At 41.8% G+C, this 24,095-nt stretch carries 14 protein-coding genes and 1 pseudogene; all 15 read left to right on the top strand.

Features of this window, described 5'->3' with window-relative positions:
• Positions 1–36 precede the first annotated feature (36 nt).
• The 15 genes and pseudogenes from AB8M93_RS05060 to AB8M93_RS04990 all read left to right on the top strand — a co-directional run bounded on the left by AB8M93_RS05060 (position 37) and on the right by AB8M93_RS04990 (position 23,864).
• Complete coding sequence (locus tag AB8M93_RS05060) at positions 37–1,494, top strand: alpha-amylase (RefSeq protein ID WP_373056491.1); 1,458 nt, start codon at positions 37–39, stop codon at positions 1,492–1,494.
• Between the two features lie 77 nt (positions 1,495–1,571).
• Complete coding sequence (locus AB8M93_RS05055) at positions 1,572–3,428, top strand: glycoside hydrolase family 13 protein (protein ID WP_373056490.1); 1,857 nt, start codon at positions 1,572–1,574, stop codon at positions 3,426–3,428.
• 3 nt (positions 3,429–3,431) lie between these two features.
• Positions 3,432–5,555, top strand: a complete 2,124-nt coding sequence (locus AB8M93_RS05050; protein ID WP_373056489.1) for a TIM-barrel domain-containing protein — start codon at positions 3,432–3,434, stop codon at positions 5,553–5,555.
• A 5-nt stretch (positions 5,556–5,560) separates the two neighbouring features.
• On the top strand, positions 5,561–7,705 hold the full coding sequence (locus AB8M93_RS05045; RefSeq protein ID WP_373056488.1) for a glycoside hydrolase family 97 protein: 2,145 nt from the start codon (positions 5,561–5,563) through the stop codon (positions 7,703–7,705).
• Positions 7,706–7,918: 213 nt separating this feature from the next.
• The gene (locus tag AB8M93_RS05040; RefSeq protein ID WP_373056487.1) at positions 7,919–10,243 is read left to right on the top strand and encodes a GH92 family glycosyl hydrolase; all 2,325 of its coding nucleotides are present in this window, start codon (positions 7,919–7,921) and stop codon (positions 10,241–10,243) included.
• Between the two features lie 140 nt (positions 10,244–10,383).
• A complete protein-coding gene (gene nirB / locus AB8M93_RS05035) occupies positions 10,384–12,894 on the top strand; it encodes a nitrite reductase large subunit NirB (RefSeq protein WP_373056486.1) in 2,511 nt (836 codons plus the stop codon).
• A 23-nt stretch (positions 12,895–12,917) separates the two neighbouring features.
• Positions 12,918–13,295 carry a nitrite reductase small subunit NirD gene (gene nirD, locus AB8M93_RS05030; protein WP_373056485.1) on the top strand — a complete coding sequence of 126 codons (378 nt, stop codon included), beginning with the start codon at positions 12,918–12,920 and terminating at the stop codon, positions 13,293–13,295.
• Between the two features lie 10 nt (positions 13,296–13,305).
• Positions 13,306–13,887: a DUF4202 domain-containing protein gene (locus AB8M93_RS05025; protein WP_373056484.1), complete on the top strand. Its 582-nt coding sequence runs from the start codon at positions 13,306–13,308 to the stop codon at positions 13,885–13,887.
• Positions 13,888–13,896: 9 nt separating this feature from the next.
• A complete protein-coding gene (locus AB8M93_RS05020) occupies positions 13,897–15,711 on the top strand; it encodes a sensor histidine kinase (protein ID WP_373056483.1) in 1,815 nt (604 codons plus the stop codon).
• A 43-nt stretch (positions 15,712–15,754) separates the two neighbouring features.
• Positions 15,755–16,411 (top strand): response regulator, encoded by a 657-nt coding sequence (locus tag AB8M93_RS05015; RefSeq protein ID WP_373056482.1) that lies wholly within the window; start codon positions 15,755–15,757, stop codon positions 16,409–16,411.
• Between the two features lie 180 nt (positions 16,412–16,591).
• Complete coding sequence (locus AB8M93_RS05010; RefSeq protein WP_373056481.1) at positions 16,592–18,013, top strand: MFS transporter; 1,422 nt, start codon at positions 16,592–16,594, stop codon at positions 18,011–18,013.
• 126 nt (positions 18,014–18,139) lie between these two features.
• Positions 18,140–21,662: pseudogene (locus AB8M93_RS05005) on the top strand (molybdopterin-dependent oxidoreductase).
• Positions 21,659–23,101, top strand: coding sequence for a rubredoxin (locus tag AB8M93_RS05000; protein WP_373056480.1), 1,443 nt, complete (start codon positions 21,659–21,661; stop codon positions 23,099–23,101). The pseudogene AB8M93_RS05005 and the gene AB8M93_RS05000 overlap by 4 nt, the downstream one beginning before the upstream one ends.
• 173 nt (positions 23,102–23,274) lie before the next feature.
• Complete coding sequence (locus AB8M93_RS04995; protein ID WP_373056479.1) at positions 23,275–23,463, top strand: type II toxin-antitoxin system HicA family toxin; 189 nt, start codon at positions 23,275–23,277, stop codon at positions 23,461–23,463.
• A 5-nt stretch (positions 23,464–23,468) separates the two neighbouring features.
• On the top strand, positions 23,469–23,864 hold the full coding sequence (locus AB8M93_RS04990) for a helix-turn-helix domain-containing protein (RefSeq protein ID WP_373056478.1): 396 nt from the start codon (positions 23,469–23,471) through the stop codon (positions 23,862–23,864).
• Positions 23,865–24,095 lie beyond the last annotated feature (231 nt).

Raw genomic sequence — 24,095 nt, 5'->3', positions numbered from 1 at the left:
TAATCTTTTTAAACGGACTCTTCTAATTTTATTAGGATGAAATATAAATTAATAAATCCATTAAGCTATTTGCTTATTTTGATCATATTCTTCAGCTGTTCTTCAGATGATGACGCTATTATTTCAGAAACAGATGATGGCACCGTAACCGAACAGCCAAATACTGCGACGGCCCTTGACCTTTCAGAATATGACAATGGCAGCCGTGTAATGATGCAGGCATTCTATTGGGATGTAGAGCCAAGGTTTGAATGGTGGAATACTATAGCAGATGAGGTACCCGCCTGGGCAGATGCCGGTATTAACAGGATCTGGCTGCCTCCGGCAACCAAAGGTCAATCCGGAGGATACTCTATGGGATACGATATTTCCGATTATTTCGATTTTGGGGAATATGAGCAGCATGGAACAGTAGAAACCCGTTTTGGAAGCCGTGAAGAACTGGAAAACCTTATTGCTACCGCCCACGAGAATGATATTGAGGTAATTGCAGATATTGTGCTAAACCATAACAGTGGCGGGGGTGAAGAATACAATCCTTACCGCGGGAAAAACACTTATACGCTTTTTGATGAAGAACACGGCAACGCTTCAGGCATGTTTAACCGAAATTACGAATATTTTTACCCCAACAGCGTGAGCGATTATGACGATGGCAGTTTGTTTTATCCGGAGCAGAATCTAGATCATCACCGGGAATATGTTCAAAACTGGCTTTGGAAAGATGAAAATTCTGTAGCCAAGTACTATAAAAACGTCATCGGTTTCGATGGCTGGCGGTTTGATTATGTTTTGGGCTTTGAATCTTTTGTAATTAAAGACTGGCTGGATGAAGTTGGTGGCTTTTCTGTAAGCGAACTATGGGATGCCGATGCAGATCTAATAAGGGAACATATTGAAGCAACTGGAAGCAGTGCTTTCGATTTTGCTGCATTCTACAGGATGGAGCAGGCTTTTGAAAGATATGAAGATCTAAAATACCTCACCCGAGACCAGGTTTGGCAAACAAATCCTGATAAGGCGGTGACTTTTACGGCAAATCATGATACCGAAAAGGATGGCAATATTGATAACTATCTCGAAGCTGAAAATAAACTTAAGGCATATGCTTTTATAATGACACATCCCGGTTATCCAACCGTATTTTATCTGGATTATGAAAATGAGGAATTTCAGGAAGAAATTAAACGGCTTATCAGCATTCATAACACGCTCGCAACAGGAGATCTGGAAGTTTTATATGTAGATAATGATGAATATATAGCTAAAAGAAGTGGTAATGCCAATAATCCGGGTTTAATTGTTTATATCACTACCAACGATAATATTAAGAGAAGGCAGGTAAACACTAACTGGAATAACGTGGAACTCATGGATTACTCTGAAAATACGACTTATCGTGCTACCACTAATGAAGAAGGTGAGGTAATGCTTGAAGCCCCGGCCAATGGTTATGCTGTATGGTCAATTATGGAAGAAACTTCAGCAGAATAATGTTTTAGAAAAAGGTAAATTAAGTATATAGAACAGCCGGATATTTCGATAAGTAGTGTTCGGCTCTTATTTCAATTATGAGAGGAAACATAAGAAGAATAATATTTTCAGTATTAATAATTAGCCTTTGCAGCATAAGCGGATATGGGCAAATAGAAAGGGTGGAACCGCCATTCTGGTGGGCCGGAATGAATAAATCTGAAATCCAGATTCTTTTCTACGGAAAAAATATTGCCGATTATCAGGTGTCGTTACAGGAAGAAATCCCGGTTACCAGCATTACTAAAACCGAAAATCCCAACTATATTTTTATAAATGTGGAAACGGATGGAGTCACGCCGGGAACGCTGCATTTCGATTTTCAGCAAAAAAACGGGAAAAACTTTACCCGTGAATATCAGCTAAAGGAAAGAAGGAAAAATTCTGCAACACGCCAGGGTTACAACAGCAGCGATGTGATCTATCTTTTAATGCCCGACAGGTTTGCCAATGGAAACCCCGGTAACGATTCGGTAGATGGGCTGACGGATAAGCTGAACCGTAAAGAAAAAGGTGGCAGGCACGGCGGCGATATACAGGGAATTATAGATCATTTGGATTATCTGGAAGATTTGGGCATAACCGCCGTTTGGAGCACGCCGCTTTTAGAAGATAATGCCCCCAGATATTCGTACCACACTTACGCCCAGAGTGATGTGTATAAAATTGATCCGCGTTTTGGAAGCAACGAAGATTATAAAAATTTATCTTCAGAATTGCATAAGAGAAACATGAAGCTGGTTATGGACTACGTAACCAACCATTGGGGAAGGGAGCACTGGATGATAAAAGATTTGCCAACTTACGACTGGATTAATCAGTTTCCCGGTTACGCCCAGTCCAATTACCGGATGGAAACGCAGTTTGATCCCCACCGTTCCCATCGTGACCATAAATACTGCGTGGAAGGCTGGTTTGTACGAACGATGCCCGATTTAAACCAGGAAAATCCGCTGGTGCTTAACTACCTTATCCAAAATGCTATCTGGTGGATTGAAAATGCCAATTTGGATGGGTTTCGTGTAGATACCTACAGTTATAATGACAAAGAGGGAATTGCGAAGTGGACCAAAACTATCATGGATGAATACCCTGATTTTAATATTGTAGGCGAGGTTTGGCTGCACGACCAGGCGCAAATTGCTTACTGGCAGAAAGACAGTAAAATTGGGGCGATTCAAAATTACAATACGCATTTACCCTCGGTAATGGATTTTACTTTGCATAATGCTGTGGAGGAGATGTTTGCTGAAAATGGAGCCTGGGGCAGCGGAATGAATAGAGCCTACGACAATTTTGTAAACGACTTTCTCTATCCCAATCCAGATAACCTGCTGGTATTTATGGAAAATCACGATACCCGGAGGTTCAATGAAATTTATGATCAAAACATTGAAGATTACAAACTCGCCCTAACGCTTATAGCCACAACAAGGGGTATTCCGCAGTTGTACTACGGGTCAGAAATTGGTATGCGCGGCAACAAAGATAAAGGTGATGGCGATATTCGCCGTGATTTCCCCGGCGGCTGGGCTAAAGATGAGGTAAATGCCTTTGATCCTTCAGAAAGGACAGCACAACAGCAGGAATTTTTCAATTTTACCAGTAAAATTTTAAACTGGAGGAAATCTTCAGAAGTTGTTCATAAAGGCACGCTTACGCAGTTTATTCCTGAAAATAATGTATACGTCTATTTCAGGAGTTTAAATGATAAAAAAGTGATGGTGATTTTAAACAATAGTGAAGAAAACCAAACTTTAAACCTGGAAAGGTTTGCTGAAGAGCTTCAGCAGAATACTTCAGGAAAGGAAATCTTAAGCGAAAAGCAAGTAAACTTAACCGGCGAGTTGCATATTGATGCTAAAACTCCCATGATAATTGAATTGAATAAATAAAAGATGAAGAAGAACTTTTTAGTATGGTTGGTGGCGATAATGGCAGGATTACAACCTGTTTTTTCACAATCGGCCAGCATTACAGAACCCGGTGTGGCCGTATTTTACCCGGCAGATTTCGATTCCATTAGAACCCTGCCGTCCCTGGCGATAATCAAAGAATTGCCCAAACGCGATTCGTTGCCACAGGACTGGAGCGTCAGGCCGAATTTTGTTAAAATTGAAGGCAAAAATGCCGTTCGCTTTAATTTAGATGAAGAAATAGACCTTTACGGAACCGGGGAAGTTATTGGCGATCTACGCCGAAATGGAACCGACGTGACTTTATGGAATACCGATAATTATGAATATGCCAAATTTGAAGGTAAGCAGCTGTACCAGTCCCATCCCTGGATTTTAGGAGTACGACCAGATGGTTCTTCTTTCGGAATTCTGGCCGATAATTCCTGGAGACAAGAAATTGTGCTTGAAGATGATGCTGAAATTATTAGCGACGGGCCATCCTTCCGGGTTATTGTGATTGAAAAAGAAAGTCCGCAGGAAGTGATGAAAAGCCTTGCCGACCTAACCGGCACAATGGCTTTGCCACCTATATGGGCATTGGGCTATCAGCAATCCCGTTATTCTTATTATCCCGATACCAATGTGAAAGAGCTGGCAGATGAATTCCGCGACAGGAAAATTCCTGCCGATGTAATCTGGATGGATATTGATTATATGGAAGGATTTCGCGTATTCACTTTTGATGATGAAGGATTTCCCGATCCTGCCGGATTAAATGATTATCTTCATAACAAAGATTTTAAATCGGTTTATATGATAGATCCTGGTGTGAAACAGGATTCATCCTATTTTGTTTACCAGCAGGGAAGCAAAGGAAAACACTGGGTCTTGGATTCGTTAGGAAATGAGTACAACGGCGAAGTATGGCCCGGGCAGGTTGCTTTTCCCGATTATACCCGCCCCGAAACTCAAAAATGGTGGGCTTCATTGTACCAGGATTTTATGGAGCTTGGCATAGACGGCGTTTGGAACGATATGAACGAGCCCGCAGTTTTTGACGGCCCCGGCGGTTCTATGCCAGATGATAATATTCATCGTGGTGGCGGAGAATTGCCACAAGATATCCACCTACGTTACCACAACGTTTACGGTTTACTGATGGTGCGTTCCAGCCGGGAAGGCATTATGGAAGCAAATCCTGAAAAAAGGCCCTTTGTACTTTCCAGGGCAAACTTCCTGGGTGGCCAGCGCTATGCCGCCACCTGGACAGGTGATAATTCCGCAACATGGGAGAATTTGAAAATGTCTATTCCTATGTCGCTTAACCTTAGCCTTTCCGGTCAGCCGTTCAACGGGCCAGATATTGGTGGATTTACCGAGAGCCCTTCAGCCGATTTATTTGGAAACTGGATTGCACTGGGTGCTTATTATCCGTTTTCAAGGAACCATACTTCTAACGAAACCGAGGCGCAGGAACCCTGGGCTTTTGGTAAAAAGATAGAAAATGTCTCCAGAACGGCTATTAACCGCAGGTATCGTTTAATGCCGTATTTGTACACTCTTTTTCATGAAGCTTCGGTTACCGGAATGCCAATTATGCGCCCCGCCTTTTTTGCTGATATTACCGATGAAGACCTGCGGGACGAGCAGCAGGCCTTTCTTTTAGGTGAAGACCTTTTAATTGTTCCTGCGTGGGCAGAAGACGCGGCAATCCCTGAAGGAGACTGGAAAACTGTTCAATTTGAAAAAGAAGATGACGAGTACCAGGCTACGGTAAAATTACGTGACGGCGCCATAGTGCCGATGGGGCCTGTAATCCAGAGTACTGCGGATTACAGCACAAAACAAATAACTTTAATGGTAAACCCAGATAAAAATGGTAATGCTTCAGGAATTTTATATGATGATGCCGGGGAAGGATTTGGCTATAAAGAAGGAGATTATGCCATACTTAATTTTACTGCTTCAAAAACTTCAAAAAACAAGCTGAAAGTTAAGGTGGAACAAACGGAAGGTAACCGCACAATATCCCGGGAGTATAGAATAGGATTAGTGAAAAAAGGCAAAATCAGATACTCTAAATGGTCTTCAAAAAATAACCTGGAAATAAAAATTAAAGATTAATCCTAATGAAAAAATTTGTAATATATGCTATAATCTTCTGTAGTATGGGCATAGCAAAATCTCAAAATCTCAAATTAAAATCTCCGGATGGGCAGCTGGAAATACAGTTTTCCCTGAAAAACCAGGGAGCTCCCTTCTATCGGCTTTCCTATAAGAGTAACCCTGTAATAGAACCCAGCAGCCTTGGATTTCAGCTTAAAGAGGAAGAGGACCTTTTACATAATTTTGAGGTGGAAAAGGTAGATACCACCACTTACGACGAAACCTGGGAACCGGTTTGGGGAGAACAGAAAGAAATCCGCAATCAATATAAAGAACTTGCGGTGCATCTTCAGCAAAAGGAAACAGAGCGAAAATTGATCATCCGGTTCAGGCTTTTCAATGATGGGTTAGGCTTCAGGTACGAATTTCCGCAGCAAAAAAATCTTGGGCATTTTGTGATTGTAAATGAAAAGACGCAATTTGCCATGACCGGCGACCATACTGCTTTCTGGATTCCTGGGGATTATGACACGCAGGAATATGATTATACCGAGTCCAAGCTTTCTGAAATTAGGGAACTTATGGCAGGTGCTATTACTGAAAATGTTTCCCAAACTTCCTTTTCACCTACAGGAGTGCAGACCGCGCTTATGATGAAAACTGATGATGGTTTGTATATCAATTTACATGAAGCGGCTTTGGTGAATTATCCGGTGATGCATTTAAATTTAGATGACGAAAATTTTGTTTTTGAATCCTGGCTCACTCCAAATTTTGAAGGAGATAAAGCCTATATGATCGCTCCTTCCACCACTCCATGGAGAACTGTAATTGTAAGCGATGATGCGAGGGATATTTTATCTTCAAAAATCACGTACAATCTTAATGAGCCTTCAAAAATTGATGATACTTCCTGGATAAAACCCATGAAATATGTTGGGGTTTGGTGGGAAATGATTACGGGTAAAAGCACCTGGTCTTACACCAACGATTTTTCTGCGGTACAGCTGGGAGAAACCAATTACGAATCTGCAACGCCAAATGGTACCCATGGCGCGACCACAGCACATGTAAAAGAATATATAGATTTTGCTGCGGAAAATGGTTTTGACGGGGTATTGGTTGAAGGCTGGAATGTTGGCTGGGAAGATTGGTTTGGAAATTCTAAAGATTATGTATTTGACTTTGTAACTCCTTATCCCGATTTTGATGTGGAAGAAATCCAGGAGTATGCAGAAAGCAAGGGAGTGGAAATGATCATGCACCATGAAACATCAGCTTCTGTGCGTAATTATGAGCGGCATCTGGATACAGCCTATCAGTTTATGAAAGAGTATGGTTACAATGCTGTAAAAAGTGGATATGTGGGAGACATTCTTCCGCGTGGGGAGAACCATTATAGTCAGTGGCTGGTGAATCATTATTTATATGCGGTCAAAGAGGCGGCAGATTATGAAATTATGGTTAATGCACATGAAGCGGTACGTCCTACAGGCCTTGCCCGTACCTGGCCAAATCTTATTGCAAATGAATCGGCTAGAGGAACAGAATACCAGGCCTTTGGAGGCTCAAAACCAAATCACGTGACAGTGTTGCCTTTTACAAGATTGATTGGTGGGCCAATGGACTACACTCCCGGAATCTTTGAAATGGACCTCAGTAAACTAAATCCTGAAAACACTTCCCATGTAAACAGTACCATTGCCAATCAGCTGGCTTTATATGTTACCATGTACAGTCCGTTGCAAATGGCGGCTGACCTTCCCGCAAATTATAAGCGCTTTCCGGATGCATTTCAGTTTATAAAGGACGTTGCTTTAGACTGGGACGAGAGTATTTATCTTGAAGCGGAACCAGGCGATTATGTTACCGTGGCCCGGAAAGAAAAAGGAAGTGATAACTGGTTCCTTGGAAATGTAAATGGCGAAAGCCCGCGTACTTCTAAGATAAAATTTAACTTTTTAGATAAGGGGCAAAAATACATTGCTACCATATATTCCGATGCTAAAAATGCACATTATAAAACCAATCCGCAGGCTTATGAGATCAGGAAAGTGGTGGTAGATAGTAGATCTAAGCTTTCACAGTTTTCTGCCCCTGGCGGTGGTTATGCCATCAGCATTGTTCCGGCAGGAAAAGGGGAGACAAAGGGTTTTAAGAGGTTGTAGAGAGGATTGCATTTTCATAAATTAACAGGAAGCGGCAGTTTATTTGCCACTTCCTGTTTTGTGATTAGCCATGTCTTGAGAAAGTTTATTTTGAACCTGTCAGCAACTGGATTTATCCATCCGCTAAAGATCACTCATGGAGGAGTAGCTAAAAATCCATTAAAAGATTAGCTTGCGGAAAAATAAATGATCACTAACAACCTTTCAGTTTAAATGAAGCCTAACAGGAAATTATTTAATTCAATCTTATTTTTATCTATTGCTGCTATTTTCGGCGGAAGTTCCGCTTTTTCACAAGACAATGCGCAGGATTTCGCTCAATATGTAGATCCAATGATTGGAACTGCCAAAATGGGGCACACCTACCCGGGAGCTACGGTTCCGTTTGGAAGCATTCAGCTAAGCCCAGATACCGATACTATTCCATATGCCGTGGATGGGCATTATAATCCTGATGTATATAAGTATTGCGCGGGTTATCAATATGATGATTCCACAATTGTTGGTTTCAGTCATACCCATTTCAGCGGAACGGGACATTCCGATCTTGGTGATTTTCTGATCATGCCCACAACAGGAAAACTTCAGCTGAACCCGGGAACGGAATCCAATCCGGAAAGCGGCTACCGTTCCCGTTTTTCTCATTCCGAAGAAACCGCGGAAGCCGGCTACTACAGCGTGATGCTTAAAGATTATAATATCAAGGCCGAAATGACTGCTTCTACCCGGGTGGGAATGCACCGATACACTTTTCCGCAAGGGGAAAAAAGCCACCTGGTTTTTGACCTGATGCACGGCATTTACAATTATGAAGATAAGAATGTGTGGACTTTTGTTCGGGTTGAAAATGATACTTTGGTTACCGGATACAGGCAGACCAATGGCTGGGCCAGGACCCGGAAAGTCTATTTCGCGATGACGTTTAATAAACCGATCAAGGAATACGGAAGAGAGCGCTATGATAAGCAGCCCTATCACGGGTTCTGGGGAAAATTCGATCAAAGCCATAACTTCCCTGAAATTGCCGGAGAACAGATAAGAATGTGGTTCGATTTTGATACTTCAGAACCCCTGGAAGTAAAACTGGCTATTTCGCCGGTGAGTACCGAAGGAGCCATTCAGAATATGAAGGAAGAGATTCCCGGTTGGGATTTTGATGAGGTTCGCCGGCAGGCCAGGGAAACCTGGAATATGGAACTTTCTAAAGTAGATATTTCCGAAGAAGACCAGGAAGAAAAAGTCAATTTTTATACTGCTATGTATCACGCTTTTCTCGGCCCGACGGTTTATTTGGATACCGATGGGCAATATATGGGAATTGACAGGAACCGTCATGATGCTGATGGTTTTACAAATTATACCAGCTTTTCACTTTGGGATACGTACCGCGCGTTGCACCCGCTTTTTAATGTTCTGCAACCGGAAAGAAATCAGGATATGGTGCAGGCCATGATGGCGCATTACGACCAGAGCGTGCATTCCATGTTACCGGTCTGGTCTCACTACGGAAATGAGAACTGGTGTATGATTGGCTATCACAGCGCTTCGGTGATTGCTGATGCCATAGTGAAGGGAAATGCCGATTTTGATAAAGAACATGCTTTGCAAGCTATGGTAAATACCGCAAAGACCGGCTATTACGACGGACTTCAGTATTATATGGATATGGGTTACGTTCCGGAAGATAAAAATGGAGCTTCGGTTTCCAAAACTTTGGAATATGCATATGACGACTGGGCCATCGCTCAGGCGGCGAAAAAACTTGGAAATAACCAGGTTTATGATGAATTCATGCAACGTGCTGAAAATTATAAGAATGTGTACGATCCAAAATCAGGCTTTATGCGTCCCAAGTTGAGCGACGGAAATTTCAAAAAAGAATTCGATGAACTGAATACACACGGCCAGGGATATATTGAAGGAAATTCCTGGAATTACAGTTTATATGTGCCGCATGAACCGGCAGAGCTTATCAAAATGATGGGCGGGAAAGACCAGTTTTCTCAACACCTGGATTCATTGTTCACTATGGAACTGCCAGATAAATATTTCGAAAATACCGAAGACATTTCCCGCGAAGGGATCATCGGGAATTATGTGCATGGTAACGAGCCTTCTCACCACGTGGCTTATATGTATAATTGGACCAATGATCCATGGAAAGCTCAGGATAAGATCAGGATGATCCTGAAGATGAAGTATAAGAATGGCGCAGATGGGCTGAGCGGGAATGATGATTTTGGACAGATGAGCGCCTGGTATATTTTCAGCACGCTTGGTTTTTATCCGGTTGCCCCGGGATCGGTTGATTATGCCATTGGAAGTCAGGCGATTAGTGAAGCCACACTAAACCTGGACAGCGGGAATACTTTTAAAGTGATCGCCCAAAATCAGAGTGATAAAAATGTCTACGTAAAAAAAGTGGAGCTAAACGGAAAAGAACTAACAGAACCCTTTATTCAGCATCAAGATATTATGAAAGGTGGAGAACTGAAATTCTGGATGAGCAGCAAACCAAATAAGAAGTTGTACCAGTAATAAAACCGAATTAAATCTGAAAATAATTTATGTATTAACAGATTCCAATTATCAACCTGCTGTAATATTTTTTTACTAAAATTTATACCTACGTATTTATACTAAGTATTTTTACTTATATTTGTTTCAAATACGTAGTCATGAAAAGAATAATAGTAGTAGGAAACGGAATGGTAGGACATAAATTCTGTGAAAAGTTGATGTCCCATCCCTCCAGGGAAGAATATGAAGTACTGGTGTTTGGAGAAGAACCACGTTCCGCTTATGACAGGGTTCATTTAAGCGAATATTTTTCCAGGCAGTCTCCCGATGAGCTTTTGCTGGCGCCGGTAAGCTGGTATGGCGAAAATAAAATTGAATTACATACTTCAGAACTTATAAGTGAATTAAAACCTGCGGAAAAACAGGTGGTAACTTATAAACAGGAAACCTACAATTACGATTATCTTATTCTGGCTACAGGTTCATATCCTTTTGTGCCGCCTATTAAAGGATCGGACAAATCTGGGGTTTTTGTTTACCGTACCATAGAAGATCTGGATGCCATGAAGGCTTATGCTTCCAAGATCAAAGCCGATGGGAAAAGGAAAGCGGCCGTTCTGGGAGGCGGGCTTCTGGGACTGGAAGCTGCCAATGCAGCAAAAGAACTCGGGTTGGAAACAGATGTGGTGGAATTTGCCCCGCGTCTAATGCCAAGGCAGTTGGACCAGGCTGCAAGCAATATGCTTAAGGCGAAAATAAAGGAGCTCGGCATAAATGTACATCTGGAAAAAGCTACTATAGAAATTTCAGGAGAAGAAAACATTGAGAAAATGGAATTTTCTGATGGTACTTCCCTGGAAACAGATATGTTGATAATTTCAGCAGGAATAAGGCCCCGGGATGAACTTGCCGTAAAAGCAGGTATCAAAACCGGGGAAAAAGGCGGGGTTTGGGTAAATAACAAAATGCAGACTTCAGAAAAGGATATTTATGCCATAGGAGAGGTGGCGCTTTATAATAATGGGGTCTATGGCCTTGTAGCTCCCGGCTACGATATGGCTCAGGTGGCGGTGGAGCAAATCACCGGCGGCGATAAAGTGATGGCAGAGGTAATAGATATGTCTACCCAGCTAAAGTTAATTGGTACCGAGGTGGCGAGCTTCGGAGATCCTTTTATTGATAATGAAGAAGTAGCCACCATTGTTTACGAAAATAAACGTTCCGGAATTTATAAGCGGATTAACGTAAGTAAGAAGGGTGAAAAGTTATTGGGCGGAATATTGATTGGTGATTCTTCAGATTATAACAATCTCTTCCAGATTTTTATTAACAGCATAAAATTGCCTGAAAATCCGGAAGATCTTATTATTCCTTCCAAAGATCCAAAAGGAGGAAGTGCCATAGGAAGCGCTATGGATTTTCCGGATACTGCCCAAATTTGCTCCTGCGAGAGCGTGACAAAAGGCGCTATTTGCGGTTCCATAGAAAGTGGCGAATGTGAAAACCTTGGGGGCGTAATTAAAGCTACCAAAGCCACTACCGGTTGTGGTGGTTGCAAGCCCATGGTGGCAGATCTTGTTAAAGGCTCACTTAAATCCATGGGGAAAGAAGTAAAGGAAACTTTATGCGTGCATTTTAACTTTAGCCGCCAGGAACTTTATGACCTTATAAAAATCAATAAGGTAAAAGATTATAATGAGGCGCTGAACCTCTTCGGAAAAGGGGATGGCTGCGAAATTTGCAAGCCTGCCTTATCTTCGATTTTTGCCAGTATTTACATGGAAACTGCTAATAAGCAGGTTACCATTCAGGATTCTAATGACCGGTTTCTGGCCAATATTCAGCGAAACGGAACATATTCTGTAGTGCCGCGGGTTCCCGGTGGGGAGATCACTCCCGATAAACTAATGGTATTGGGCCGCGTAGCCAAGAAATATGATCTGTATTCTAAAATAACCGGGGGGCAGCGTATTGATCTTTTTGGGGCAGAATTGCATCAGCTTCCGCATATATGGCGCGAGCTTATAGATGCCGGTTTTGAAAGCGGGCATGCCTATGGAAAATCCCTTAGAACTGTAAAAAGTTGTGTGGGTTCCAGCTGGTGCCGTTATGGAATGCACGAAAGTGTGAGCTATGCCATAAGAATTGAAGAAAGGTATAAAGGCCTTAGGTCTCCTCATAAATTAAAAGGCGGGGTTTCCGGCTGTATAAGGGAATGTGCCGAAGCAAGAGGTAAGGATTTTGGGATTATTGCTGTGGAAAGCGGCTGGAACCTTTATGTATGCGGTAATGGAGGCGCTACTCCAAAACATGCCATTCTTCTTGCGGAACAACTGGACGATGAAACCTGTATTAAATACCTGGACAGGTTCCTTATGTACTATATCAGGACTGCGCCGCCACTTACAAGGACTGCTCCCTGGCTGGAAAAGCTGGAAGGCGGAATAGATTATCTAAAAGAAGTAGTGGTGGAAGATTCTCTTGGTATAGCTGAAGAGTTGGAAGCAGAAATGCAGGAACTCGTAAATAAATACAAGTGCGAGTGGAAAGAAGCGATTGAAGATCCCGAAATGATGAAGCGCTTTAAGCATTTTGTGAATTCAGATGATTCTGATGATACGCTGGAATTTGTCCCAATGAGGGAACAAAAAATGCCAAGGCCCTGGTAGAACTAATCTTATAATCCTGAAAAATGCAAAATTTGATCACTCAGTATAATTCCGTTCCCGAAACAGCAGTAAAAAACTGGTTCCTGGCCGGGAAAATTAACGATTTTCCTGAAGATGGCGGCGCATGTATAAAATATGGCAGCAAACAAATTGCCGTTTTTAATTTTACCCGAAGGTCTAAGTGGTACGCCTGCCAGAATCTTTGTCCGCATAAGCTGGAAATGGTACTTTCCAGGGGCATGATTGGAGAGGAAGAAAATATACCCAAAGTAGCCTGCCCTCTTCACAAAAAAACTTTTTCCCTGGAAGACGGTCGCAATCTGAATGGTGATGAGCTGGAAATTGCGGTGTATCCTGTGAAAATTAAGGAAGGAAATGTGTATATTGGTTTTTCAGATTAATGCATCAGCAATGGAGAACAAGTTTGAGGAGGCCATAAAGCGTATAGATCAAAAAAATTCCGAAGATCCGCATACCGAGGAAGACGGCGGCAAAACTTATCCGAAGGAACTGCTATATTCCAAAAGAATGTTCCATCAGCTTCTGGAATTTGATCCGGATGCTTCTGAAGAGCTTCAAATTGCCGCCCGCGCCCAGCATATCTGCAGGTGGCAGGTGCCCAGGAAAGATTATCCTATGGATAGGGTTGGCTATTTAAAGTGGAGGAACGATCTTAAAAAAATGCATGCTGAAATCACCGCTGGTATCCTGGAAGAGGTAGGTTATGATAAAACATTTATTGACCGGGTTACTTTTTTAATTCAGAAGAAGAAGATTAAAAAAGATGATGGTTCCCAAACGCTGGAAGATGTGATTTGCCTGGTGTTCCTTCAGCATTATTTTGAAGATTTTGCGGCCAAGCATGAAGACGAAAAAATAGTGGATATCATTAAAAAAACCTGGGGCAAAATGTCTCCTGAAGGCCATGAGGCGGCATTAAAGCTTGATCTTTCCAATAAAACCCAATCCCTGGTAAAGCAGGCGCTTTCATAATTTTACTACATGCCTGGCAAAGAATTTTCCCTGGATCAAAGGACGTTTAGAAAATTAAGCCGGCTTTATATCATTGCGCTAAGTGCTATTGCCCTTTCTGTAATGGTAAGCCAGGTATTAATTCACAGGTTTCTGGATGATCAGGAAAGCGATTCTACCGTGGTAAATATCGCGGGGCGGCAGCGTATGCTGAGTCAGAAAATTGCCAAACAGGCATTGTTGCTTTCCATTGCGGAAGAACCTCAGAAAAAGGCAATTATCAGGCAAGATCTGGGCGAAACAGTAGCATTGTGGAGCTTTTCCAATAAAGCCTTACGGGAAGGAAATGACAGCCTTGGACTGCCGGGGAATAACAGCCTGGCGGTAGCTGAAATGTTTATAGATATTGATCCTTCTTTTAAGGCGATAAAAAATGCTGCTCTTAAAATTGTTAATGATCCTGGTTTATCTTCAGAAGAATTTGCAGCAGCAGTTTCTTCGATACAGCAAAATGAAGAAATTTTTTTAACAAAAATGGACCAGCTGGTAAATCAGTTTGAACAGGAAGCCAGTGAAAAAGTGGAGCGCCTGGGCCAACTGGAATATTTTTTAATGGCCCTAACATTATTAATTCTTTTAAGCGAATTAATCTTCGTCTTTTTACCGGCTGCCCGGGCGGTAAAAACAACAATTAGAAGATTGTTGTTTGCTGAGAAGAAGGCAGTAAAAATGGCCCGGGATGCAGATGTACTTAGCCAGGCCAAAGAGAAATCGGTAAAAGAATTACGTGCGCTTAACCAGGCAATAAACCAGACCTTACTTTTTGCCAGGCTTACTTCAGACGGGAATATCATAAATTTCGGGGAGAAATTTTCCCGCTTGTTCAAATTCAGAAAATACAGCGAATTTTCAAAATTTTCAGAATTGCTTTCTACAAAGGAAGATGAGCAAGCGGAAATTGAAAAACTGCTGGATCAAAATGCGCGCAAAGGCTGGCAGGGAGAAGTAAAAGCCACTACAAAAGAAGGGGATCCGGTATGGCTGGAAATGTCCCTTATTCCCTTTAATCCTGAAGACGATAAATGGGAAATTTTGGTTATCGCTTCTAACATTACCACCCGTAAAGAGGCCCAACTGGAAATTGAAAGATTAACGCAGAAGAGTTTTGAGGAAAAAATGAACCAGCAAAAGCTCATTTCCAGCAAGATTATCGAAAACCAGGAAAAAGAGCAGAACCGTATTGCTAAAGATATTCACGACGGAATTGGCCAGATGCTTACCGGCCTTAATTTTAACCTTCAGAGCATAGATATAAGTAAAACCGAAAAGGCCGCCCAAAAAATTGAAAATCTGAAGGATCTCACCGGAAAGATAATTAAAGGAGTGCGAACGGCTACTTTTAATCTTATGCCGCCCGAACTTCAGGATTATGGCATTGTACCCGCCCTTACCAAGCTCACCCAGCAGCTTGGCAAATTAACCGGCAAAAATATCTTGTTGTACGATAAAACCGGGTTTAACAGGCGTTTGGATTCACTTATAGAAATCAACATTTACCGTATTACCCAGGAGGCGATTAACAATGCCATAAAATATGCCCACTCTACGCATATTATAGTAAGTGTGTCTCACAGTAGCAGTATACTTAGTGTGATTATTGATGATAATGGGAAAGGATTTGACCCACAAAAAGCAAAAGCGGGGAAAAGCGAGGCCGGCGGCATGGGAATGACCTTTATGCAGGAAAGGATTAAATACATTAACGGCAGGCTTTTTATTACTTCTGAAGTTGGAAAAGGAACAAGAATTACATTGAATGTTCCTCTGGAAGAACAGCTGGCTTAAGTAAAATCACTAATTTTGTACTTATAAAGTATAATAATATAAGATGAACAATATACGTATAGTCCTTGCCGATGATCATGTATTGGTTAGAGATGGCATTAAAGCTTTACTGGAAGATGAAGCAGATATAGAAGTAATAGATGAAGCTTCAGATGGTTTGGAAGCCATAGAAATCCTGAAGGATTCCGATGCCGATTTATTATTGGTAGATATACGTATGCCAGGTATGAACGGGATTGAGGTGGTAAGCAAAATCAACGAAAATAATTGGCCGGTTAAAACGCTGGTTCTTTCTATGCATGATTCCGAAGAATACGTAGTGCAGTCTATACATGCAGGTGCCGATGGTTATTTGCTAAAAGGAGCCAGTAAAGGAGAGTTACTTAAAGCACTACATAAAGTTGCTGAAGGCGGAAAATATTTCTCTGGCGACATTTCGTCCATACTTGTTAATAACTTCACAAACGCGGCCACCGTACCAAAGAAGCAGGCTCCTGTAGAAGATCCTTTTAATCTTACAAAAAGGGAAAAACAGATACTGGCTCTGGTGTTGCAGGGGAAAAGCAATAAAGAAATAGGTGAGGAGCTGTCAATTAGTAAAAGAACGGCTGAGGTGCATCGTTTTAACTTGATGAAAAAACTGAATGTCAAAAATCTTATAGAACTTACCAACGTAGCCAGGGAATATCAGCTGGCTTAGTAAAACTCACTACTTTATTTTTAATTTTTTACTCCTGAGGCGGGTAATCTGCAATTTCAGCAAAAAAGGCTAAGTAACAGCTATAAAATTATCGACTACGTAATTTTTTTATTAATACGTATTTTATAAGTATTAATTAAGTAATTATACTTAATTTAGTTTTTGTAAAATATTGATATTATGAAAAATTCAACTTCTGCAAAAGCAACAAAATTTGATCTTCTTAATGTAAAAAGCATTCCTGTTCGTACTTTTTGGATTACGTCTTTTGCCTTCTTTCTTTGCTTTTTTGCCTGGTTTGGGGTAGTTCCATTTATGCCGGATGTAGTTAAAGACTTAAACCTGACTCCTGCCCAAAAATGGAATTCTGTAGTACTTGCAGTTACGGGAACTGTGTTCGCCAGGCTGCTAATAGGAAAATTATGTGACCGCTACGGCCCAAGGCTTTGTTATACCTGGCTGCTTATTTTAGGTGCAATTCCGGTAATTCTAACCGGCTTTGTGCAAACGCCCCTGCAATTTCTTGTCTGCAGATTATTGACAGGATTTATAGGTGCTTCTTTTGTAATTACCCAGGTTCATACCTCTCTTATGTTTTCATCAAATGTTGTGGGAACCGCTAACGCAACTTCCGCAGGCTGGGGAAATCTTGGAGGCGGGGCTAACCGGCTGGGAATGCCTGTAATTGCAGCATTGGTAATAGGCTTTGGCGCAGCTGAAGCTTCAGCATGGAGATATTCCCTGATAATTGCGGGAATTCTTTGTTTTACTATGGGACTGGTCTATTTTTTCTTTACCAAAGATACCCCGGAAGGCAATTTTAGTGAACTCGCCGAAACCGATGATCTTCCGGAAATGAAAAAAGACCAGGTTGGTTTTCTTACCGCATTAAAAGATTATCGGGTTTGGATCCTGTTTATGGTATATGCCGGCTGCTTTGGAATTGAGTTAACGGTCTACGGCACTATGGACGATTACCTTCAGAATACTTTTCAACTGGAAAGAATAACTGCGGGTAATATTGTACTTTCCTTTGCCCTTATGAATATTTTTGCCCGAACTCTTGGCGGCTTCTTTGGAGACCGGTTTGGCAAATTAAAAGGCCTGCGCGGGAGAGTGGTTTTTCTGGCATCTATAATGGCTGCCCAGGGAGTAATGCTTTCTACTTTTTCCCTGATGACTAATCTTTATATAGCAATAGTCTTTCTTATTCTGTTCAGTTTATCTGTTCAAATGGCTGAAGGAGCAACTTTCTCTGTAGTGCCTTTTATCAACAAAAAGGCTATCGGTTCCATTTCAGGGATTGTTGGTGCAGGTGGAAACGTAGGGGCCTTTCTGGCTGCCATGCTGCTTAAATTTAAATCGGCAGCTTCAGAGAAAGTGGCTATCGCGGCAAACCAGGGCATGGGCGAAGAAGTAATCCGTTCGGCACAGGCAGCAGCTTCGGCACAGGCAGTTTCCGAAGGTTATCTATTAATAGGGGCAACTGTAGTGGTTACCGGGGTTGTGGCGCTGGCGATACGTTTTTCTGTTAAAGATGAAAAAGTGGCCCAGAAAGAGCTGGAAGGTGCTGCGGCAAATGCCGTACCTGCAAATGCTTAAACAGGACTTGCTTAAAATCAGGAAAAAAGAAAATGAAAAGCGCTTTTTTGGTGATTTCATAATAATGAAGCCGGCGCTTTTCTTATGTGTTTAAAAAAGCCAAATTTGTAATTAAATATTCGGCATATGCTGGAAAAAGAAGTGAAAAGTACCTGTTCATACTGTGGAGTTGGATGTGGAGTGGTGGTGAAAAAAGATGCCCGCAACCGGGTAACTGTGGAAGGGGACAAAGATCATCCTGTTAATAAAGGTATGCTTTGTTCCAAAGGGATGAACCTGCATTATGTGGTTAATGACACTTCAGACAGGGTACTTTATCCTGAAATGCGCTGGAGCCGCTCCCATCCCCGCGAACGGGTAAGCTGGGACGCCGCGATGGAGAGAGCAGCCGGGGTTTTTAAATCTACTATCAGGAAACATGGACCCGATAGCGTGGGATTTTATGTATCCGGGCAATGCCTTACCGAAGAGTATTATATCGCTAACAAACTTACCAAGGGTTTCCTTGGAACCAATAATATCGACACTAATTCCAGGCTTTGTATGAGCTCGGCGGTGGTGGGCTATAAAAAAAACCTTTGGAGAAGATTCTGTGCCGGGCTGTTATGATGATATTGAACTGGCCGATGCTTTTCTTATTGCCGGGGCAAATCCCGCGTGGTGCCATCCTATTCTCTTCAGGCGACTGGAAAAGCATAAGGAAGAAAATCCCAATGTGAAAATTATTGTTGTAGATCCTCGTAAAACCGATTCGGCTAATTTTGCCGATTTGCACCTTCAGCTTATCCCGGGAACAGATGTAATTCTGTACAATGCCATAGGCAGGCAATTGCTGAAAAAAGGATTTATAGATAAAAATTTCTTAAAAAACCATACTGAAGGTTTTAAAGAATATAAAGACCAGGTGCTTTCCATGTCTTTGAACGAAGCTTCTAAATTATGCGGGGTACCTTCCGCAGATATCAAAAAAGCGGCGAATATTATAGGCCGCTCCAAAGCTTTTATAAGTATGTGGGCCATGGGGCTCAACCAAAGCGTGGTAGGATCTGATAAAAATTTCTCTTTACTGAATTTATCTTTGATTACCGGGCAGGTGGGGAAACCCGGTTGCGGCCCTTTTTCCCTAACCGGCCAGCCTAATGCCATGGGTGGGCGTGAAGTGGGTGGAATGGCCAATTTACTTGCCGCGCATAAAGATCTTGCCAATCCGCAGCATCGTAATGAGGTCGCGCAGTTTTGGGGAGTAGATAAAATTTCTTCAAAACCAGGCTATACGGCAACAGAGATGTTTGATGCTTTGGAAGAAGGAAAACTGAAGGCTGTCTGGATTGTATGTACAAATCCCGTGGTGAGCCTTCCAAACGCCAGAAAAGCTGAAAAGGCCCTGAAAAATGCCAAATTTGTGGTAGTGCAGGATATCTCCCATAAATCTGATACGCTGCCTTATGCAGATTTGGTACTTCCTGCAGCAGGATGGCTGGAAAAAGAGGGGACCATGACCAATTCTGAAAGGCGCATCTCTTACCTGAATAAGCAGATTCATCCTCCCGGAGAGGCGAAACCAGATGTTGAAATTCTTTGTGATTTCGCTAAAAAAATGGGCTTCCGGGGTTTTAATTACGGCAGTACCGCAGAAATTTATGATGAATATGCCGCTATGACGGCGGGCACAAATATTGATATTTCTTACCTCAATTACGACAGGCTGAAGAATGAGGGCACATTTCAATGGCCGGTAAACGAATACCGGCATTCCGGCACGCCCAGGTTATTTGAGGACAGGCAATTTTATACCCCTTCAAAAAAGGCCGTTTTTAATGTTCCCGAGCAAACAGAAAATCAATCTCCAAAACCTACAGGAGAATTTCCACTTATTTTAACCACTGGCCGGGTGAGGGACCAATGGCATACCATGACGAGAACGGGCAAAGTTGCCCGGCTAAAAACCCATTATCCAGATCCGGTGCTGGAAATTCATCTTGTGGACGCTTACCTTAACGGTATTAAAAACGGGGATGTAGCCGAAATTAAAAGTCCGAACGGAGTGGTAAGGGTGCGGGCAAAAGTTACCGAAAATGTACGTAAAGGAGTGGTGTTTTTGCCTATGCACTGGGGAAAACAACTTAAAAATGACCTGAACAGGGCGAACAATTTAACCCATACTTTGGTGGACCCTGTTTCAAAAGAGCCCGATTTCAAGTTTACTGCGGTATCGGTTTCAAAATATAAGAAGAAGCAGGAAAAAATCCTCATTATCGGGGCAGGAGCGGCTGCATTCAGGTTTATTCAGAATTATCGTGACCATAACAGGAGTGATGAGCTGCATGTTTTTTCAAAAGAAATTCATCCATTTTATAACAGGGTTTTGCTTCCGGAATATATCACCGAAGAATTGAGCTGGGAACAACTTTTAAAGATCAAAGAGAAAGAACTAAAGAAGCTGCGCATAAGCCTGCATGGGAACAGCTTTATTACTAAAATAGATTCCGAAGAAAAAACGGTTACAGATAATAATGGCAATTTTCACACTTTCGATAAGCTTATTCTTGCTACAGGCAGCCGTGCTTTTGCTCCAAAAGATGCGCAATTGCACCTTCCGGGCAGGTTCACCATGAGAAGTAAAGAGGATGCCGATAGTTTTAAGGCTTACCTGGAAAACACAAAATTACCGCCTTCACAACAGCATGTGGTGATTGTGGGTGGTGGCCTGCTGGGGTTGGAACTGGCTGCGGCACTAAAGCATAAAAATATTAAAGTTACCATTGTACAACGCTCTTCCCGATTAATGGAACGGCAGCTGGACCTCACTTCAAGTAAACTGCTTGCGCAGGATGTGCAGGAAAGGGGCATCCAGATTTATTTTGATAATGAGGTAAGCACGGTTTTTAATGATGAAGAATCAGCCGAATTAAATATTAGCTTGAAAAGTGGTAAAAATCTTTCGGCACATGCCATTGTATATGCCATAGGAACGCGGCCTAACATAGAAATTGCCAAAGAAAGCGGCATCGCTTGCGGGCGCGGGGTAAAAGTGGACCAGCATATGCAGTCTTCTAACCCTGATATTTTTGCTTTGGGGGAAATTGCTGAATTCAGGAACCAGCTTTTCGGGATCACTTCTGCCGCAGAAGAGCAGGCCGCGATTCTTGCCAACTTTATGGCAGGAGATGTGAGCAGTACCTACAGAGGTTCAGTTTTAATGAATATTTTGAAGTTCAATGATCTCGATGTCTGCAGTATTGGTGAAATAAATGTTCCTGAAAATGATGAAAGTTATGAAGAGATTGTATTTACAGATCTGCGGAAGCGTTACTACAAAAAATGTATCGTAAAAGATGATTTACTGATAGGTGCAGTGCTGATGGGAGATAAAAATGAATTTGCCGAGTTTAAAAATTTAATAGAAAGTAAAATAGAGCTGTCAGATAAAAGGGAGCAATTGCTCCGCAGTTCCGGGAATGCCAAACCTGTGGTGGGAAAACTGGTGTGTTCCTGCAGCCAGGTGGGCGCGGGAAATATAGAAGAAGCCATTGCAGGCGGATGTACAAATTTTACCGAACTCTGTAATCAAACCGGCGCCGGCCTTGGCTGCGGAAGTTGTAAAACTGAAGTTCGTGAGCTTTTAAATACTTCAAAAGAACTGGTATGAGAAAAAATCTTCCTAGAATCCTGATAAAGGGAGGAGTGCTTTCTCCCGCAGAATTAAAACAAATTGCAGAAACTGCCGGAGAAGCAGGACTTAACACTATTTCTTTCGGCTCCAGGCAGGATATTCTTTTTCCGGAGAATTTAAACGAGGAGGAATTGAGCAGGTTCAAAAATTTGCGCATTGTAAAATCTCTCGAAGAGCCTACAGAAAATATCGTTTCTTCGTATGTTTCCACAGATATCTTTCCCACCACCTCCTGGATTACCGGCGACCGTTATCTAAATATTCTGGAACAGATAAGGTACGAGCCTTCCCTGAAGATAAATATTACTGAACCCAAACAGCGGCTTGTGCCCCTTTTTACGGGCCACCTTAACTTTATAGCTTCAGAACATGAAGATTACTGGTACTTATACGTAAGATTGCCAAACTGGGACAAAGCAGAGATGTACCCGGCCCTTATTTATAGCTGGGATATTGCAAAAATTGGGCAGGCAATAGAAAATGTTCTTCAGGAGGAGCCGCAAAATGTGGAAATGATTTTTGATCTCGTTAGTGATGCGGTAGAAACCGATAATCGCACTGTTGATAAACCCCTGCAGGTGCCTTTTTACCCTTTCCCTTATTATGAAGGGATGAATCGTACCATTACCGGTAAATACTGGCTGGGGCTTTACTGGAGAAACAATAAATACGACCTGGAATTCCTGAAAGCCATGTGCGACCTTTGCGCCGAATCTAAAATCGGCCGGATTTGCATCACGCCCTGGAAGTCTTTTATCGTGAAAGGAATTCCCGCAGAATCCAAACTGCAGTGGGAGAAACTGCTTGGGAAATTTGGGATAAACGTAAGGCATTCTATGCTGGAACTTAACTGGCATTTGCCTGTAGCCAATGAAGAAGCGCTGAAACTTAAAAAATACCTGGTGGCCAATTTTGACCAGAATGACATCAGCACGTATGGTTTAACCTTTGGGATTGCCAATTATACCCGCCGGGTATATTATTTCACCTCTGTGGTTATAGAAAAAAATACCACTCCCGGGCAATTTTCAGAATTTCAGATAAGGGACACTTACAACCTGCTATACGCTAAAAATTTTGATCCTAACACCCGGGAGTATATTACCCATGTGCAGGATGTGGACCAGGTGGAACTCCCACGCTTATTGATGGAACTTAGCCAGATGTATTTCGAGCAATTGGGTAGTAAAAAAGAAGAGGAAGTGCCTGAAACCCCATCCAGGGAGGTGTTGGAAATTGAGGTTTATCAATGCCGGGAATGTCTTACGCTTTATGACGAAACGTATGGAGATAAAACGCAGGGAATTGCACCCGGAGTCCCCTTTAAAGATTTAGCTGAAGACTATACCTGTGCGGTGTGCGACGCACCTAAAACCAATTTTACCAGCAAAATTTTTACCCGCCAGGTAGATTGATTTTAGTTTAACCGAAGCTGTTACAGCTTACGGAAGAAAGTGAATTAATTACCGTTATTCAAAAACGCTTATACATACACGTTGTAGCAAATGCTAAAAATCCGTTTTCACAAAATTTCTTGCTTAAAAGTAAATAATAATTTACCTTTGTGGTCTAATCGAATTAAAGCTGAATGAAATGTTCCGAACTTTACAGAATATTGACAAAAGATGGTTGGTATGCGGTATCGCAAAAGGGATCACACATAAAAATGCGACACGAAACGAAAAAAGGAACAATTATTTTTCCGAACCACGGTAGCCAAGAAATGGGTAAAGGGCTGGAAAAGAAAATTCTTAAAGACGCTGGAATTACAAAATGAAAATTATGGCTAAAAAGAAAAAAATAATAATGACTGTTGAGAAAACAGATACTGGTTTTTCTGCGTATTCAGAGGATTATCCAATATTTACGACAGGACAATCCATTCCTGAACTGATTAACAGTGCGTATGAAGCGACTGAATTTTATTTTGAGGAAGAAAAGGTAAAAGTAGAACCGAAGGATATTAAATTTGAGATAGACTTCAAACAGTTTTTCAAGTATTATAAAGTAATTAACGCTAAATTTTTAGCTGAAAAAATTGGGATGAATGCTACTTTACTTTCACAATATGTTTCAGGAACAAAAAAACCCTCTGCGAAACAAGCTGAAAAAATTTTAAATGGAATCCACCAAATCGGACAAGAACTTTCTGGAATCAACTTACTGCAGACGGCATAGCAGAACGCAAAAGTACTTGCTACAATAACGTATCCATACAAATAGCTGCGCCTTTTCCAACCGGAAATTTAAACCGCCAAATCTTTTGATTTGGCAAATAAAAAGAAAAAGTAGTTACAAAATACAAAAGGTTTGGCTTGTGGCGTGGCTGAAAGGGACTATCTCAAAAACTGTGTAAGTAGAAAATATCGGGGTTTGCAAACCCCGATATTTTTTTAATCTTGCCTGTAA

It is taken from the genome of Autumnicola aciditolerans, from assembly GCF_041679265.1.
Taxonomy (GTDB): Bacteria; Bacteroidota; Bacteroidia; order Flavobacteriales; family Flavobacteriaceae; genus Autumnicola.
This window is presented reverse-complemented; position numbering and strand designations above follow the sequence as displayed.

Coding starts and splice junctions, on each gene's coding strand:
- AB8M93_RS05040 (WP_373056487.1), top strand. CDS start 7,919: ATGAAGCCTAACAGGAAATTATTTAATTCAATCTTATTTTTATCTATT.
- AB8M93_RS05045 (WP_373056488.1), top strand. CDS start 5,561: ATGAAAAAATTTGTAATATATGCTATAATCTTCTGTAGTATGGGCATA.
- AB8M93_RS04995 (WP_373056479.1), top strand. CDS start 23,275: ATGAAATGTTCCGAACTTTACAGAATATTGACAAAAGATGGTTGGTAT.
- AB8M93_RS05020 (WP_373056483.1), top strand. CDS start 13,897: ATGCCTGGCAAAGAATTTTCCCTGGATCAAAGGACGTTTAGAAAATTA.
- AB8M93_RS05025 (WP_373056484.1), top strand. CDS start 13,306: ATGGAGAACAAGTTTGAGGAGGCCATAAAGCGTATAGATCAAAAAAAT.
- AB8M93_RS05010 (WP_373056481.1), top strand. CDS start 16,592: ATGAAAAATTCAACTTCTGCAAAAGCAACAAAATTTGATCTTCTTAAT.
- AB8M93_RS05015 (WP_373056482.1), top strand. CDS start 15,755: ATGAACAATATACGTATAGTCCTTGCCGATGATCATGTATTGGTTAGA.
- AB8M93_RS05060 (WP_373056491.1), top strand. CDS start 37: ATGAAATATAAATTAATAAATCCATTAAGCTATTTGCTTATTTTGATC.
- AB8M93_RS04990 (WP_373056478.1), top strand. CDS start 23,469: ATGGCTAAAAAGAAAAAAATAATAATGACTGTTGAGAAAACAGATACT.
- nirB (WP_373056486.1), top strand. CDS start 10,384: ATGAAAAGAATAATAGTAGTAGGAAACGGAATGGTAGGACATAAATTC.
- AB8M93_RS05055 (WP_373056490.1), top strand. CDS start 1,572: ATGAGAGGAAACATAAGAAGAATAATATTTTCAGTATTAATAATTAGC.
- AB8M93_RS05050 (WP_373056489.1), top strand. CDS start 3,432: ATGAAGAAGAACTTTTTAGTATGGTTGGTGGCGATAATGGCAGGATTA.
- AB8M93_RS05000 (WP_373056480.1), top strand. CDS start 21,659: ATGAGAAAAAATCTTCCTAGAATCCTGATAAAGGGAGGAGTGCTTTCT.
- nirD (WP_373056485.1), top strand. CDS start 12,918: ATGCAAAATTTGATCACTCAGTATAATTCCGTTCCCGAAACAGCAGTA.